Below are 15814 nucleotides of genomic sequence, written 5' to 3'. Positions count from 1 at the left end.
ATATTAACCAGTAAAACTATTAGCGCTTTCCAATAATCTCATCAATGCTGGAACGCTTGGTTTTTTAACTGGAATTACAATTCTTCCCCATTTGTCTCAATTACTTTTTTATACCAATCAAATGACTTTTTCTTATATCGTTTGCCTGTCCCATTTCCTTCGTTATCTAGATCTACATAAATGAAACCATAGCGTTTTTTCATTTCACCAGATCCTGCACTAACAAGATCTATACATCCCCAAGAGGTGTAGCCTAACAAGTCTACTCCGTCATCAACCGCTTCCATCATTTGTTTAAGATGTTCTCTCATATAATCAATTCGGTAGTCATCTTCAATCGTTTCATTCTCCAGTTTATCTACCGCACCTAATCCATTTTCTACAATGAATAGTGGCTTCTGATAACGATCATACAAGTTATTCATCGTTACTCGTAACCCGATTGGATCAATTTGCCATCCCCACTCAGATACTTCAAGATACGGATTTCGTAGGGAACCAAACGCATTACCAGATTTATTACCTGCATTGATAGCAGGATCTGCACTCGTTAAGCGCGACGAATAATAAGAAAACGAAATAAAATCAACTGTATATTCTTTCAGTAATCGCTCATCATCTGCTTCCATCTGCAAATTCACACCTAATTCACGAAACATCCGTTTAGTATAAGACGGATAAGCACCGCGTGACTGAACATCAATAAAGAAATATTGTTTTTGATTTTCTTTCACTGATTTCAGTAGATCATTAGGATGACAAGAGTATGGATAAATTTCACCAGCAGCTAACATGCATCCAATCTTAAAATTGCTGCCATTTATTTCTCTTGCTGCTTTCGTTGCCAAACTGGAGGCAACAAGCTGGTGATGTGCTGCTTGAAATTTTATTTGATCAGCATTTTCATCATCATCGATTATTAATCCTCCACCAAAAAACGGAATATGAAGAAGCATATTAATCTCATTAAATGTTAACCAATATCTCACTTTATCTTTATAACGCTCGAAAACTACCTTTGCATATCGTTCATAATATTCAATGAGTTTACGGTTTCTCCAGCCACCATACTTTTCAACCAAATATAGCGGTGTATCAAAATGGTTTATTGTAACAAGTGGTTCCATTCCATACTTATAGCATTCAGAAAAGAGATCATCGTAAAATTTAAGCCCTTCCTGATTGGGCTCCAGTTCATCCCCATTTGGAAAAATCCGCGGCCAGGAAATAGATGTGCGAAAGACTTTAAATCCCATTTCAGCAAATAACTTTATATCCTCTTTATACGTATGATAGAAATTAATTGCCCTATGACTTGGATAATAGTCATATTTTGTTTCTAAAGCTTTTTTAGGATTATATAATGCCTCCCAGCGTTCTTTTCCTGCAGGCAAAATATCTACTAACGCTCGTCCTTTTCCGCCTTCTTGATAAGCACCTTCAGCCTGGTTAGCTGCAATGGCTCCACCCCATAAAAAGTCCTTTGGTAAACTCATTCTGCGTCTCCCTTTCTTTGCTCTTCTAGAATCTTGCCTGTAACTATCCTTCTAGATTACTAATTACTCGCTCTAATACCTTGTTTCTTGTTTATCCTTTATACAATGAAATAATAATGTTTAATTCTTTTCATTTACGAAAGCGCCTTCTAAACGAATTATAATTTATTCCTGCTATTTGTGGATCATTTCTAGCAATCTTGGGAAAGCGCTTCATAGTTTGGGAATATTCTAGATATCCAAACTATATCTTCGATGTGATTCTTCCTTTTATATACAAAAAACCTAGCCTTTTTATAAGGACTAGGTTTGAATAAGGACGAAGCCATAAAAATAGCTTTATTATATTTATGACTGGAATTGTAATTTATTTGAGGTTTAATCTCTTGATCATAACTAAACAGTAATTATGTTTTTCTATTCAGATATTCGGCATAACTATAGACTAACATTTCAATAATGGCATGAATTGGACTATATAAAGAATAAATATTTCTCATACTTGTTGGTGAATCTATATAGGCATAAATATTAAATGTCGAATGATTGGCTAACCAATTATTGGAGTTGGCAGTAATCCCAACTATTTTGACATTCTTTAGAATAGGGGTAGTCAATGCTTCCTTTAGAATCGGATTATTGCCCGATCCGGAAAAGACTATAAGTAAGTCTTTATCACACATTCTTTCGATCATTACTTGATAAAGGCTTGTATGCCCAAAAGGAAGCACCTGCATCTCTTTCCCCACACCTAAGAACATTCTTTGTAATTCAGAGGCTTGGTTCTGTTGTGCCCAGCCTGTGCCAATAATATAAATATGTTCACTGCTATCAATTGCTTGAAACATTTCATCCATATTCATATTTTTTAAATGTTCAATTGTAGTAGTAACACTATTTACGATTTGTTCGCCTAGACTACTATTAACAACAGGATTATCTGAAAAAAAATTCCCCCATTTCATGAAATTTTTCAGCTCGGTAAATCCAGAAAAACCTAGTTTTTGAGCAAATCGCAGGACTGATGATTTAGATGACAAACTGTTATTTGCAAGCTGGTTAATGCTTAACGTATGGATGATTTCTTTATTTTGTAAGATATATTTTGCTATTTCCATTTCTCCGTCGCTAAAAGAATTATATCGTTCATTTACCAAACTTTCGAGTTTCATTAGATAACCCCTTTATCCACCTTTTTAAGTTCTAGTATTCCTAAAACTATATGTAATTATATTATCACAACTTTTTTTCAAAATGGATGAAAGTTATCTCTTTATCTTTGATTATTACCAAAATAGAAATAAGGATGAAGAATATTCTCCTCATCCCACCTCGTAATATGCAGAACAAATTAACTAATGGATGTAATTAGTTATGCATATTAAAATAAGTATTATAAAGCTCGATTGCACCGCCTAAAGCAACGGATTTTTCTCCTATAGTGCTTTTTTGAATAATAATAGTATCTTTTTGATATACATTATTTTTAATCGTTTTTACTACTTCTTGATAATAAGAAGGATATTGATATATTAATTTTCCATGCAAAAACACTTTTGTAGGATGCAATATATTAACCATATTACTTATCCCAATACCATAGTAATAGGCTGATTCTAAAACTAACTCTTTTACTAATGGATCATTCTTTTCTATTGCTTCTATAATATATTCAAAAGCATTGATTTCCTTTTTTGGAAAAGAAACTTCCTTTTTCTCCATTATTTTTTCCAATAGTGCTTCATAGGTTGTATAAGTGGCTAAGCATCCTTTTTTTCCACAAATACATTGTCTTCCATTAATATCAATAACGATATGCCCAGCTGCACTCGAATCACCTTCATGATTATTGCCGATTATTCCTCTTTCTAAAAATCCAGTTCGAACACCATATCCATTGATACAATACAAAATAGAATCATCTAACAAACTGTTTAAGTAGTATTCTGCATATGCTGCTGTATTTGCACCATTGTTTAAAGTGATTGGCACAGGAAATTCCTGTTTTAGAATATCTACAATTCGTACATTATTCCATGCACTAGCTGCAAAACTATCAGGATTAAGAATAATTCCTTTTTCCCTATCCAGCGGGCCAACAGAACCTATCCCTATTCCGAGTAAGTACTCTTCCTCAATCTTATGCATCTCTAATAACTTCCTTAAATCCGAAATCAATTTAGGAACTAATCTATCTGGTGTATCTGTAGTCTCAAGCTTTGTTTGTATCTTTCCTAATTCTTCAAAGGCAATATTAGTAAGAATACAAGTTACATGTGTCCTAGATATATCAATCCCAATCACATATGCAGCATCTGGCAGAACCGCATAATAGGTAGGTGGCCTTCCTCCTGTTGGTTCTCCTTTTCCATCATTGTATATATATCCTTTATCATGTAATTCATAGATAATTCTTGTTAAAGTTGTTTGAGGTAAATGAAATACTTGTAACATCTCGTTCTTAGAGGCTCTTTTATGTAAATGAATGTATTTATAAATTTGTTTTTTGATATTATTTTTCTCGGAAGTATCTAATAAAAATTCCTTTAACATATCATCACTCTGTTCCATGTTTTTTTGTTAATATATCATACCTATTGAATAATATGGAAGAATAAATCATTCCTTTATCAAAATCCCTTAAACTCCAGCTGCTTCTCCAATTATTTTTATATTACTCTTTAAAAAAGATTAACATGGATTCTTTATTTAAGACCTAATTCATTTCTCTCGCATAATGAATAGCCACTCTTTTATAATAAAACAAAAGGAGGAGTAGCAAATGGATTATGTTAAATTAGGATCTACTGGTTTAGAAGTCTCTCGTCTTTGTCTTGGTTGTATGAGTTATGGGGAACCCGATCGTGGCGGACATGCATGGACATTAACAGAAAATGATAGTCGTCCCTTTATCAAAAAAGCATTGGAGCTTGGCATTAACTTTTTTGATACTGCTAACGTCTACTCTGATGGATCAAGTGAAGAGATAGTAGGACGGGCATTGCGTGATTTTGCCAATCGTGATGAAGTTGTTCTTGCTACAAAGGTACATGGAAGAATGCGTCCAGGTGCTAATGGAGCTGGTCTTTCCCGCAAAGCAATTATGAGTGAAATTGATAATAGTTTAAAAAGGCTTGGCACCGACTATGTTGACCTCTACCAAATACATAGATGGGATTATGAAACACCTATTGAAGAAACAATGGAAGCATTACATGATGTTGTAAAAGCTGGCAAAGCCCGCTACATTGGTGCATCCTCCATGTTTGCATGGCAATTTTTAAAAGCAAATCATGTAGCAGAGAAAAATGGCTGGACTCGTTTTGTTTCCATGCAAAATTACTTAAATCTGCTCTACCGAGAAGAAGAACGAGAAATGCTGCCCCTCTGTAAAGAAGAAGGTATTGGAGTTATCCCTTGGAGCCCGATGGCACGCGGCCGCTTAACTAGAGATTGGGAAGACACAAGTACGCGTAAAGAAACGGATGCCTTTGCAAGAACATTATACTCCCAAACAGAAGCAGCAGACCGTCAAGTAGTCGAGCGAGTGAAAGCAATAGCAGAAAAACGCGGTGTGCCTCGTGCCCAAGTTGCCCTTGCATGGGTTTTACAAAAAGAGCCTGTTACTGCTCCAATTATTGGTGCAACGAAACTGCATCATCTAGAAGATGCGGTTGCTGCACTTTCTTTACAATTGTCACACGAAGAAATCGCTAGCTTAGAAGAACCATATGTCCCACATCCAGTTCTAGGGTTCAAATAATTTTTTTAACCGGGCGTAACCATTAATGTTCGTCCGGTTATTTTAAAAAAGGGAAAAAAATTAGTTTTCTCCCATTAAAGCGAAAGATAAGCTAATTTTCCCCTCTTGATAAAGTTCCCAGTCTTTTTTATCTATACTGTAGATAAGCAAGGTTACTGTCGTAAATATTGCTTTAAACTGAGCGAGTTTCAACGTAGTATCATCTACTTCGCCATAGTTAGTAAAAAATTGTTTTCTCCCTTCAGAAGGGCACAGACTGTAGGCAATCGATAAATCCACGGCAGGATGACCAATATGCGTATCTCCCCAATCAATAATTCCCGTTAGTTCCTTTTTTTCATTAATAAGCATATTGCGAATATGGAGATCACCATGTGTAAGGACATGAACAGTTGGGACTGCTATATGGGTTAATTTTTTTGCATAGTCTTCTACTAAATGGAATAAAGCTATATCTTCATGCATACGCAGCTTCTTAATCGAATCGATTAAGCGGGATTTTCTTTTATCAATATGAAGTCGATCAAATTCATCGTATGGAACAAGCTTGAATTGCTCGGTGGAGAAAGAATGCAATTTTTTCAAGAAGCGTGCTAATGGCTTTGCCATCTGAATTCTTTCCTTATTCGTTAAACCTTCTGGAGTATTTCCTGGTAAATGCTCATATCCTATAAAAATTCGCGGAAAGATCCTGCTCGCTGACCCTATATAAACCGGCTTAGGTATGGGGATAGGCAGCTGATCTGCAATAATCCGCAATAGCTCCCATTCACTTGTTAAAAGTTTCACCGCTATTTCTCTTCTTGGGAAGCGAAACGTATAACAATCGTTAACGAGAAGGATTGTATTATCAAACCCTTCCCCTATTTCTCTAATAGAATACACACTGATTGGAAACTGTTCCTCCACCAATTGAGAAGCTTGCTCCTTTGTTATGGTGTATTCGGGCTCCCATATATTTGGCATTAGACTCCCTCCTTTCTAATCATTTTAATGATAAACAAAAATAAAGCCAACCAAAGAATAAAATCTATTCTTTGATCGGCTTCGTCATAGAAGGATTAGAGGACTAAATGGTCCGCAACCACCATTGCAATAATTGGTAAAAAGTAAAGGGTAAACGAGTAATGGGTTAGTGGTCATTGGTTTAGCCAGCACCATGTAAACGTACCTTTGTACACAAAAAGAGAAATCCTTCTATCCTTGAATAGGAGTCTCACCTATTCAAGGCAAAAATGGATAAGTAAGTGGCGTTCCTTCCGCACTTTTTCAAGGCAGGAGCAGCAATTTTGATGCCTGCCCGTTAAGCATGCTAAAAAAAATTAAAAATATTTTTCCCCATCAAATTCTAGCTCAATTTGATAGTTTTTGCTGTTAATTAAATTGGATAAACGGTTTGCTTTTCGTTCACATTCTAAGCTTTTTAAACGATATTCCTCTGGTTCAAAGGTCGCTACCTTCATTAGTTGAACTGTTTCACTATAAGAATAGACGTATTCTTCCTTTTCCGCTGCGGCAAACTCTTTATATTTTCGTGCCTTTGCGCGGAGCTGTGTCGCCAGTTCAATTGCTTCCACAATGGTGATATTCGTATTTTCAAAGCTAATTTCGTTTTCGATATTGGCACAATACATTAATTTATCAAGCAATCGATAATCAGCTCGTACTTCTTCTAGCTCTTTCTCTACATCAAGGATTGTTCGTTTTTGCTTCGGAATAGGCTTGCCTGCTTCAACTTGTACAAATGCAACTCTATCCATTTCCTCCTCTAGTTCATGAATTCGCTTAGAAAGGACACTTTTTAATTTAACTGCTTCTGCTTGTGAAATTTTATTCATCTTTACCTCCAATAGGAAATGTTAGTATAACTGGGGAATTATCTTGAGGCTACTAATTGGAAATTACTAGAATCCTATTTTACTATTAAACAAGTATTTTTTTCAACTATTAACCTATAAGTACAAAAAAAGGATTCCTTAAAAAAGGTCATCCACTGTTTTTTTCTTATTCTTTTATGATTACTTCCGGTTCCTCTTTTTTCGTCTTTATGATAAACATTGAAATGGCTTGAACAATCGCAATACAGCCCAGCATGATCCGAGTATAGAAATGATCTACAAGGATAGCACTGATAGCTAAGCAGCTATAGCACGTGATAATGATTTTGATTTTTTGCTTTTTCGTCAATTCGCCTTTACGAAATCCTTTCACATAGTCACGATAAAACGTTGTAGATCGGAACCATTTATTAATACGCTCAGAACCCCGTGTGTAGAAAAAGGATGTTAATAATAAAAAAGGTGTAGTTGGCAGCAAAGGCAAAAAGGCTCCAATTATTCCTAAAACCAAAAAAACTGTCCCTAGAAATATATAGATCCATCGATAAATAGGCTTCATCTTTTGCTCCCTTCCTACCCTTTTTAAGCAACATTCCATTTCATAAACGGCCAAATTCCTAACGTCTTTTTCTTTTCGCTCCTCTAACAACATCTCTTAAACCAAAAAGAAGCATGATTACACCAGAGGATAAAAACTCCACACGGAAGATATCCGTATCAAGCACTCCTGCTGCATAAAGAACAATTCCAATGACATTAATTAACAGAATGATATTTACGATTTTTGTCATTTGCTTTCCTTTCTTAGGATTAACTTCTATCCTAATCACGTACAGTATGTAATTACTATTATTGAATGAAACAATCTACGTTACACTATTCTACTTCGCCATTTTACAATAAAAAGAAGGAAATAACTATGTTTTCTTTTAAAATGGGATAGAAAGATTTAGTCTGTCTCCAATATTTTCCCCTTGTTTGTAAATACATAAACTTTAGAGAAAGCAAATTAGCTCATTTTGTCAAAAAGTTCATTTTCCTTAACATTCCGATAACGAATCTTGTTATTAATGACTTAAGAATTATGCTTAGAAAAGAATAGTACCATTTCCACCACTTATTCCATTCAATTAATTTTGTCTTATTTTCAGCCCATAATTCAATAATAAAAAAGGGAAGAGTAAAAAAAATCAATTTATAGAAAATAGCAAAGGGCTTATCTCTCTTCGTTAATTGATTATAGAAAACAGTAAATGTCGGATAAATTAAGAAATCAAATAATATATGTATATTAAATATCTTCGGCAGAAAGCGAACTGGATATCTAATTACTTTATGAGATGTTAAAAGCATATCAAGCAAACCATTGGTAATAGCATTATACACAAACACAATAATCCAATCTCTAATTGGGGGTTTTCTATATAAAATCGGCAGCAGGATCAATAAATTCCCGATAAGTAATCCATTTAAAAATCGTTTCTCCATTTTATTTTTCTCCATTAAATACCACCTCAGCATTAATATGCGCTTCCTTGAGCGGTTTATTCGATACTTTTGAATTATGTATTAGTTACAAAGGTAAATGGAATACTAAACCGTAAAGGTGGTGGATGTAATGGATTTCCCAACTATACAAACAAACTTCTGGGATGCTGTCATCGCAGTCCCTGTAGTGATGATTATGACACAATTACTGAAAATGATGATAAAGATACCGAAAAAATATGTTCCGACCATCGCCCTAGCTTTGGGATTATTGATTTCTGTCTTTATTAGTCATAGACATAGTCTTGTTGCTGGTTTGTTTATGGGCTGGTTTTACGGCTATTCAGCCATTGGTTCCTATGCTTCTATGAAAACAACGATTTTAACTTTTCTTGAAAAGAGGAAGAAAAAGGCAGGCAAATGATAAGATATTCAATCGCAACCATATTTAATCGTATACAGTTTATTTGAGGATGCATGGAAAGTTTCTCTGCCATTCAAATAAGTAACTTCTTAGCTATATTTTCACAAATGTAGTGACACTTCTTTTAGAAGCAATGGTTCGGCTTGAAAGATCTTCCCGCCATCTTTTAGGATCCAATTGATATGCACCATATTGATCCTTATACGTTTTCTTCCAAAGATTAATGGTTCTTGCTTCTTCTGGAAAATTTTCAGAGAGCGTTATACCATTTCGTCCTTCTTCATAAATATAGTGTTCCACAACATCCCCTAATTGCATAAAGTCATCAAGAAAGATTATTAACTCTCTATCATCTTCATCCACTTCATAAACATATGGTAATGTAAAAGGTAATACCTCTTTATATGCTTCACCACTTAGAAAAGAGTAGTTATTGTCTCCTTCATGAAATTCAGGAATAGCTCGCATGGTAGCAATAAAATAATGACTCGTCATTTTTCCACTTCTTTCTCTAGAATTAATTTAATATCGGAGTAAAACCTACTCTTTTTTAATATTTGCTAGTATTGTATAATATCAATTACCAAACGGTAAACAATCTACTTAAGAATTGGGGATGAAAATGAATAGATTTTCTCTTGCTACTATATTAACAATTTTTATTCTGATTTTATTTATGATGGATATGATTACCGATAGACTTTTTGTCATAGCCTTTATTCCTTTGAGTATTTGGATGCTATTTATCGGTGTCTCTGAATTTAAAAAAAACATTAAAAAATAGAAGTACTGTTGAAGAAGATGCAAACAAGCTTAAATAAGAAAACACAAAAATATTCCTTTTTACTCTTTCTTACTAGTCATTCTTCACAAAGTGATGGTCTCTCTAAGTTTTAATCTTTGTAAAAGTAAAGACTTGTATCAGTCATTAAATTTTGTATACATTTAGACTTGTTAGGCCTACATAAGTACCATTTTGTCAAAAAGAGTCTAATAATGGCCAAATGAGAGAGTGCTCTTAAGAAAAAAGTATTATAACATAGACGTCCTATTCCATCACACTTGTCCTATCAAAAAAACACAACCCATTTGATGAGTTGTGCTTCTATTTTTTATGCGTACATCTGTCCCTCCTCCTCTTTCCGGAAGAAACTTGCCATAGCATTGAACACATCGGCTTTTTGTCTTAGTAAGTAGTAGCGGAATCTTTCATCTTGAATATTTTTGTAGGCAGACATGAGCGTACTGTGTCGATTGTATTGGTTAACTTCCCCATAGCCAAACATATTGGATACTTCCATCAGCTCTTCTACTAGCTTGACACATCGAGCATTATCGGACGTTAAATTGTCTCCGTCTGAAAAATGGAAGGGATAAATATTAAATCTGCCTGGATCATACTTATCATTAATCAATTCTAATGCTTTGCGATAAACAGAAGAACAAATCGTGCCACCGCTTTCTCCTTTAGAAAAGAAATCTTCTTCCGACACAACTTTTGCTTCCGTGTGATGGGCAATAAATTCTATTTCTACTGTTTCATATTTGGTGCGAAGAAATCTCGTCATCCAGAAGAAAAAGCTTCTTGCCATATACTTTTCCCATAACCCCATCGAGCCGCTCGTATCCATCATCGCAAGGACAACTGCTTTGGACTCTGGTTTTTGTACTTCGTTCCACGTCTTGAATTTTAAATCCTCGGGATAAATCGGGTGAAATGCTGGTTTCCCAGACATGGCATTGCGCTTAAATGCTGAGATCATTGTTTTTTTCTTATCAATATTACCCATTAAGCCTACTTTTCTAATATCATTAAATTCAATATTTTCCACAACAATTTGATCTTGTTCTTTTCGTTTTAAATTCGGTAATTCTAATTGCTTAAACAGAGCTTCTTCTAATTCCATTAAAGAGACCTCTGCTTCAAAATAATCTTCTCCTGCTTGATCTCCTGCTCCTTGCCCTTTTCCTGGGCCTTTTTGATTTCCAGAACCATCGCGTGCGACCACATCGCCAACTTGACTGTCTCCATTCCCTTGCCCAATATGTTTGTTTTTATCGTAATTATATCGAATCTTGTATTCATCTAATGAACGAATCGGAATTTTTACAACTTCTCGCCCATTTGACATGACGATGTTTTCTTCTGTAATTAAATCAGGGAGGTTATTTTTAATGGCCTCCTGCACCTTTTCCTGATGTCGCTGTTGATCATCGTGGCCTTTGCGATGGAGGGACCAATTTTCTTGGGATATTACAAACTGATGTTTATTTTGCTTTTCGGTCATTTTACCCCTCCTAAAAATTTTTTCTACGTTTTGTGCACATATGAAGTCCTTTGCGCATACACTAATTTGGGTATCACTCTATCTAAATAAAGTGATTACTCTATCATATGCAGTTGTCTTAAATAATTTACTAATAATTTCGATAATTTTACTTTTTTTAGAAAAAGCTTTAGATATGCTCCAATTATTCACTTTTCTTTATCTTTAGGCGAAAAGAGGAACAGACGTCTTTTAGCCTGTTCCTCCTTGACCAATTTAATTAACGATTTAATAAGCTTCCTACATAACGCAGCAACTCATTTGCTGAAGTGGAATTATAGCCGTGTTCATCGATAAGGCGTGCAACCACTTCATTTACTTTCTTCAATTGCTGTTCATCTGGTGTCTTAGTAGATGTAGTAATTTTTACAACATCTTTCAGATCTGCGAATAACTTCTTCTGGATAGCTTCCCGTAAGCGATCATGAGAGTTATAATCAAATCTTTTTCCTTTTCTTGCATAGGCAGAAATGCGAATCAAGATTTCTTCACGGAAAGATTTCTTTGCATTTTCGGAAATACCAATTTGCTCTTCAATCGAACGCATTAGTTTTTCATCTGGATTGATCGGCTCGCCCGTTAATGGGTCACGAAGCTTATTTTTATTGCAATAGGCTTCTACATTATCTAAATAGTTATCCATTAACGTTTTCGCTGACTCTTCATACGAATAAACAAATGCCTTTTGTACTTCTTTCTTCGCAATTTCATCATATTCCTTCCGTGCTAAGGAAATGCAATTTAAATACTTTTCTTTTAATTCATTCGTAATAGAAGAATGCTGATCCAAGCCTTCTTTTATAGATAAAAGCACATCTAATGCATTGATGCTTGTGACATCTTTGCGAATAATGGTAGAAGAAATCCGATTAATCACATAACGGGGATCAATGCCACTCATTCCTTCATCGCCATATTCATTTTGCAGTTCCTTCAAATCAGCCGAACTGAAGCCTTCTACACTTTCGCCATCATATAGACGCATTTTTTTCACTAAATCAATATCACCTTTTTTCGGCTCCTTTAATCTAGTTAAAATCGTAAAGATAGCGGCTATCTTTAAAGTGTGTGGGGCAATATGAACATCGGCAACATCACTTTCGCGAATCATTTTCTCATAGATTCTTTCCTCTTCTGATGCTTTTAAATTATATGGAACTGGCATGACAATAATCCGGGAATGCAGTGCTTCATTCTTTTTATTGGAAATAAAGGAGCGATATTCCGTTTCATTTGTATGGGCCACAATCAACTCATCAGCAGAAATGAGAGCAAACCTTCCCGCTTTAAAGTTTCCTTCTTGTGTTAAGGATAATAAATGCCATAAGAATTTCTCATCGCATTTTAACATCTCCTGGAACTCCATCATCCCTCGGTTTGCCTTATTCAGCTCGCCATCGAAGCGATAGGCTCTTGGATCTGATTCAGATCCATATTCAGCAATTGTCGAGAAATCAATACTTCCCGTTAAGTCAGCAATATCTTGGGACTTCGGATCAGATGGACTAAAGGTTCCTATTCCAGTTCGCTTATCTTCTGAGAAAAATACTCTTTCGACGATTACATCTTCGATTTTTCCATTATATTCTTCCTGAAGTCTCATCATATTAAGTGGTGATAAGTTTCCTTCAATGCGGATTCCATATTCATCATAAAAATCTTTTCTTAGACTATGTGGGATCATATGAAGTGGATCTTCATGCATTGGGCAGCCTTTAATCGCATATACCGCTCCACGATCCGTGTACGTATATGCTTCTAAGCCTCTTTTTAACATGGTTACCAATGTCGATTTCCCACCGCTGACTGGACCCATTAGTAATAGAATACGTTTCCTTACATCTAAACGCTTAGCAGCTGGATGGAAATATTCCTCTACTAATCTTTCTAACGGCTCTTCTAAACCAAAGAGCTGATCAGAGAAAAATTTATATTGTTTTTTTCCATTTACTTCATCAATACCTGCATCTTTAATCATGTTATAAACCCTTGAATGCGCGGATTGACCAACCCATGGCTTTTCCTTCAATATTTCTAGGTACTCTTCAAATGTCCCTTCCCACTTCAACAACTCTTCTTCTTGTCTATGCATCTCGATTTTCTTTAATATACTCATATGGACCTCCCCTGTCACTTTATCAGAGACGATTAATATAATCTATGCACCAGCGAATACGAACATGCTTAAAAGAGGGAATAGTTTTTTTAGTGAAGCGAACTAATTGGAGGAAAAACCTTTTCTTTCGTAGGGGGACCGCTATCTTATAATCACTAATTTCTTACGCTCTTGTATTAGAAGTTAAAACCATCAAAAAAGAAAAATTGACTTGTAAAAATATACCTTTATAATTAGCACTAGGTACTAATACTAACTAATAATAAAATATGAGGTGGATCAAATGGTCGGAGCGAGAATAACAGCTATCGGTACTTATGTACCTAAACGAAGATTAACTAATTTAGAACTTGAGCAAATGGTTGATACAAATAATGAATGGATTATTCAAAGGACTGGAATAGAAGAACGCCGAATAGCTCGTTCTGATGAATTCACTAGCGATTTATGTATCTCTGCTGTTAAAGATTTAATGCAAAGGTACAATAAAAAAGTTAATGATGTAGATATGATTATTGTAGCAACAAGTACACCTGATTTTCCATTTCCCTCTGTAGCAAGCATTATACAGAATAAATTAGAAATATCCAATACAGGTACCATTGATTTAAGTGCAGCTTGCGCAGGATTTGTTTATGCCTTACACACCGCACACGGATATATCGCATCCGGACTACACAAAAAGATACTTGTTATAGGTGCGGATACATTATCAAAGATTACGGATTACAACGATAGAAGTACCTGTATATTATTTGGAGATGGTGCAGGAGCTGTTTTAGTGGAAAGAGACGAGAAAACAAGCAGTTTCATTGGATTTCATTTAGGAAGTGATGGAAGCGGAGCACAATTTGTATATCGTCCTGGCTTGACAAAAAAAGTAAATGATATTGAATTAATAGATACAGAGTATCTTGTTCAAAATGGTAGAGAAGTTTTTCGATGGGTTGTTAGGAATGTGCCAAACAATGTTAAGAAAATTTTAGATAAAACACATATCAGTATGGATAAAATAAATTGGTTTATACCTCATAGTGCTAATTTAAGGCTAATCGAACCTATTTGTGATAAATTGGGGTATCCGATGGAAAAAACATTATATAGCTTAACCAAATTTGGCAATACTTCTGCTGCTTCCATCCCTTTAGCACTTGACCTAGGTATTCGAGAAGGAAAAGTAATGAACGGGGACAAAGTACTAATGTACGGCTTTGGTTCAGGTTTGGTTCATGCTGGAGAACTTTTAGAAATAAATTTTGACGAAGCTAATAATGAAACAAGTACGTTATAAAGAACATCTTAATGCCACTATTTATAAAAAGTTCATTAATCATTTTTAAAGCGAGAAAAATGACGTGTCAAATTCACACGTCATTTCTGTCATTTTATCGATTTGCATCTTAAAACGAAACCCTTCAGTATTCCTCGATACTGTTTTTTTACTTATTTCAAATCAAACTTCTTCTGCTGCACAAATTCCTTCATATACATACGTGATTTTTGCTCAAAATTAGCAGCCATTTGCGCAGTCCATGTATCCGATCTTGCTCCATTTGTTCTTTCCTGATAATAAGCTTTGATTTCTTCATTATATTCCTGTAGACCTTTTTTATATTGTGCTTCATCTTGCTCATATTGATCTTCATGATAAATATGATGAAAAGGAGCTCTAGGCTTTTTCTCTGTTTGTTGGTCTGGATGACCTACTACTAAAGCAAATAACGGCAGAACATAATCAGGCGTTTTCAATAGCTGACTTACTTCCACTAAATTATTGCGAATACCACCTATATAACAAATACCAAGTCCTAATGATTCTGCAGCAATGGCCATATTTTGCGAAGCAAGCGCAGCATCAATAAGGCTTACCATAAACTTTTCCGTGCTTTCAATGGAGTCCTGAGCGGCTTCCTTCTTTCCTTCCATTTCAGCAGCAACTGTATGACGATATAAATCAGCACAGAAAATAAATAAATGACCATTATTCTCTACGTATTGCTGATTTCCGGCTAGGACTGCTAGTTTTTTCTTTTTCTCCTTATCCTTTACCCCAATAATACTATATGCTTGTACAAAGCTAGAGGTAGAAGCACTTTGCGCAGCTTCAACAAGGAGACGAATTTGCTCTTGTGTTAACTCCTCATCTGTAAATTTTCTAACAGAATGATGATTGAGTAGGGTTTCGATTGTTTGATTCATGAGATCTTCTCCTTTGTTTTTTCTTATTGTCTCCCAAAATTACTGATAGTAACTATAATATAATATACCAATAATCTTTTAGACCAAAAGAATTAGCTTGCTAAACTAGCTGCTTTTTTCACTGTATTTCAAAAAAATAAACAAGTATACGTAGAATCTTCGT

At 35.0% G+C, this 15814-nt stretch carries 15 protein-coding genes; 3 read left to right on the top strand and 12 right to left on the bottom strand.

What is annotated here, in order from left to right; translation table 11 throughout:
* Positions 1-74: 74 nt before the first annotated feature.
* The 3 genes from NiCM35_RS11270 to NiCM35_RS11260 form a co-directional block, all read right to left on the bottom strand.
* Positions 75-1496 (bottom strand): 6-phospho-beta-glucosidase, encoded by a 1422-nt coding sequence (locus NiCM35_RS11270; RefSeq protein ID WP_433779523.1) that lies wholly within the window; start codon positions 1494-1496, stop codon positions 75-77.
* Positions 1497-1903: 407 nt separating this feature from the next.
* Positions 1904-2668, bottom strand: coding sequence for a MurR/RpiR family transcriptional regulator (locus NiCM35_RS11265; protein ID WP_433779521.1), 765 nt, complete (start codon positions 2666-2668; stop codon positions 1904-1906).
* A gap of 196 nt (positions 2669-2864) precedes the next feature.
* Complete coding sequence (locus tag NiCM35_RS11260) at positions 2865-4049, bottom strand: ROK family protein (protein WP_163188053.1); 1185 nt, start codon at positions 4047-4049, stop codon at positions 2865-2867.
* Positions 4050-4278: 229 nt separating this feature from the next.
* Here NiCM35_RS11260 and NiCM35_RS11255 point away from each other — a divergent pair, with 229 nt between their 5' ends.
* Positions 4279-5259 carry an aldo/keto reductase gene (locus tag NiCM35_RS11255; protein ID WP_047942832.1) on the top strand — a complete coding sequence of 327 codons (981 nt, stop codon included), beginning with the start codon at positions 4279-4281 and terminating at the stop codon, positions 5257-5259.
* A 60-nt stretch (positions 5260-5319) separates the two neighbouring features.
* On the opposite strand, the gene NiCM35_RS11250 is transcribed toward NiCM35_RS11255, so the two are convergent.
* The 5 genes from NiCM35_RS11250 to NiCM35_RS11230 form a co-directional block, all read right to left on the bottom strand.
* Positions 5320-6225: a phosphotransferase gene (locus tag NiCM35_RS11250; RefSeq protein WP_433779520.1), complete on the bottom strand. Its 906-nt coding sequence runs from the start codon at positions 6223-6225 to the stop codon at positions 5320-5322.
* 356 nt (positions 6226-6581) lie between these two features.
* On the bottom strand, positions 6582-7097 hold the full coding sequence (locus NiCM35_RS11245) for a DIP1984 family protein (protein ID WP_249879090.1): 516 nt from the start codon (positions 7095-7097) through the stop codon (positions 6582-6584).
* 166 nt (positions 7098-7263) lie between these two features.
* Positions 7264-7656, bottom strand: coding sequence for a DUF454 family protein (locus NiCM35_RS11240; RefSeq protein ID WP_176474200.1), 393 nt, complete (start codon positions 7654-7656; stop codon positions 7264-7266).
* Positions 7657-7714: 58 nt separating this feature from the next.
* Positions 7715-7888 carry a hypothetical protein gene (locus tag NiCM35_RS11235; RefSeq protein WP_163188045.1) on the bottom strand — a complete coding sequence of 58 codons (174 nt, stop codon included), beginning with the start codon at positions 7886-7888 and terminating at the stop codon, positions 7715-7717.
* Between the two features lie 223 nt (positions 7889-8111).
* On the bottom strand, positions 8112-8600 hold the full coding sequence (locus tag NiCM35_RS11230; protein WP_095330234.1) for a CBO0543 family protein: 489 nt from the start codon (positions 8598-8600) through the stop codon (positions 8112-8114).
* Positions 8601-8715: 115 nt separating this feature from the next.
* On the opposite strand from NiCM35_RS11230, the gene NiCM35_RS11225 reads away from it, so the two are divergent.
* Positions 8716-9009: a hypothetical protein gene (locus NiCM35_RS11225; protein ID WP_095258692.1), complete on the top strand. Its 294-nt coding sequence runs from the start codon at positions 8716-8718 to the stop codon at positions 9007-9009.
* 93 nt (positions 9010-9102) lie between these two features.
* Here the strand turns inward: NiCM35_RS11225 and NiCM35_RS11220 are convergent, their stop codons facing one another.
* The 3 genes from NiCM35_RS11220 to NiCM35_RS11210 form a co-directional block, all read right to left on the bottom strand.
* A complete protein-coding gene (locus tag NiCM35_RS11220) occupies positions 9103-9504 on the bottom strand; it encodes a hypothetical protein (protein ID WP_095330235.1) in 402 nt (133 codons plus the stop codon).
* A gap of 617 nt (positions 9505-10121) precedes the next feature.
* Positions 10122-11297, bottom strand: a complete 1176-nt coding sequence (yhbH, locus tag NiCM35_RS11215; RefSeq protein ID WP_047942843.1) for a sporulation protein YhbH — start codon at positions 11295-11297, stop codon at positions 10122-10124.
* Between the two features lie 259 nt (positions 11298-11556).
* Positions 11557-13452, bottom strand: a complete 1896-nt coding sequence (locus NiCM35_RS11210) for a PrkA family serine protein kinase (RefSeq protein WP_047942845.1) — start codon at positions 13450-13452, stop codon at positions 11557-11559.
* 283 nt (positions 13453-13735) lie between these two features.
* Here NiCM35_RS11210 and NiCM35_RS11205 point away from each other — a divergent pair, with 283 nt between their 5' ends.
* Complete coding sequence (locus NiCM35_RS11205) at positions 13736-14743, top strand: ketoacyl-ACP synthase III (protein WP_095330237.1); 1008 nt, start codon at positions 13736-13738, stop codon at positions 14741-14743.
* A 152-nt stretch (positions 14744-14895) separates the two neighbouring features.
* On the opposite strand, the gene nfsA is transcribed toward NiCM35_RS11205, so the two are convergent.
* The gene (nfsA, locus tag NiCM35_RS11200; protein WP_433779515.1) at positions 14896-15651 is read right to left on the bottom strand and encodes an oxygen-insensitive NADPH nitroreductase; all 756 of its coding nucleotides are present in this window, start codon (positions 15649-15651) and stop codon (positions 14896-14898) included.
* Positions 15652-15814 lie beyond the last annotated feature (163 nt).

Source organism: Niallia sp. M35, assembly GCF_050971705.1.
Lineage (GTDB): Bacteria > Bacillota > Bacilli > Bacillales > Cytobacillaceae > Niallia > Niallia circulans_A.
Note: the sequence above shows the minus strand (reverse complement) of the source record. Positions and strands in the feature narration are given on the sequence as shown.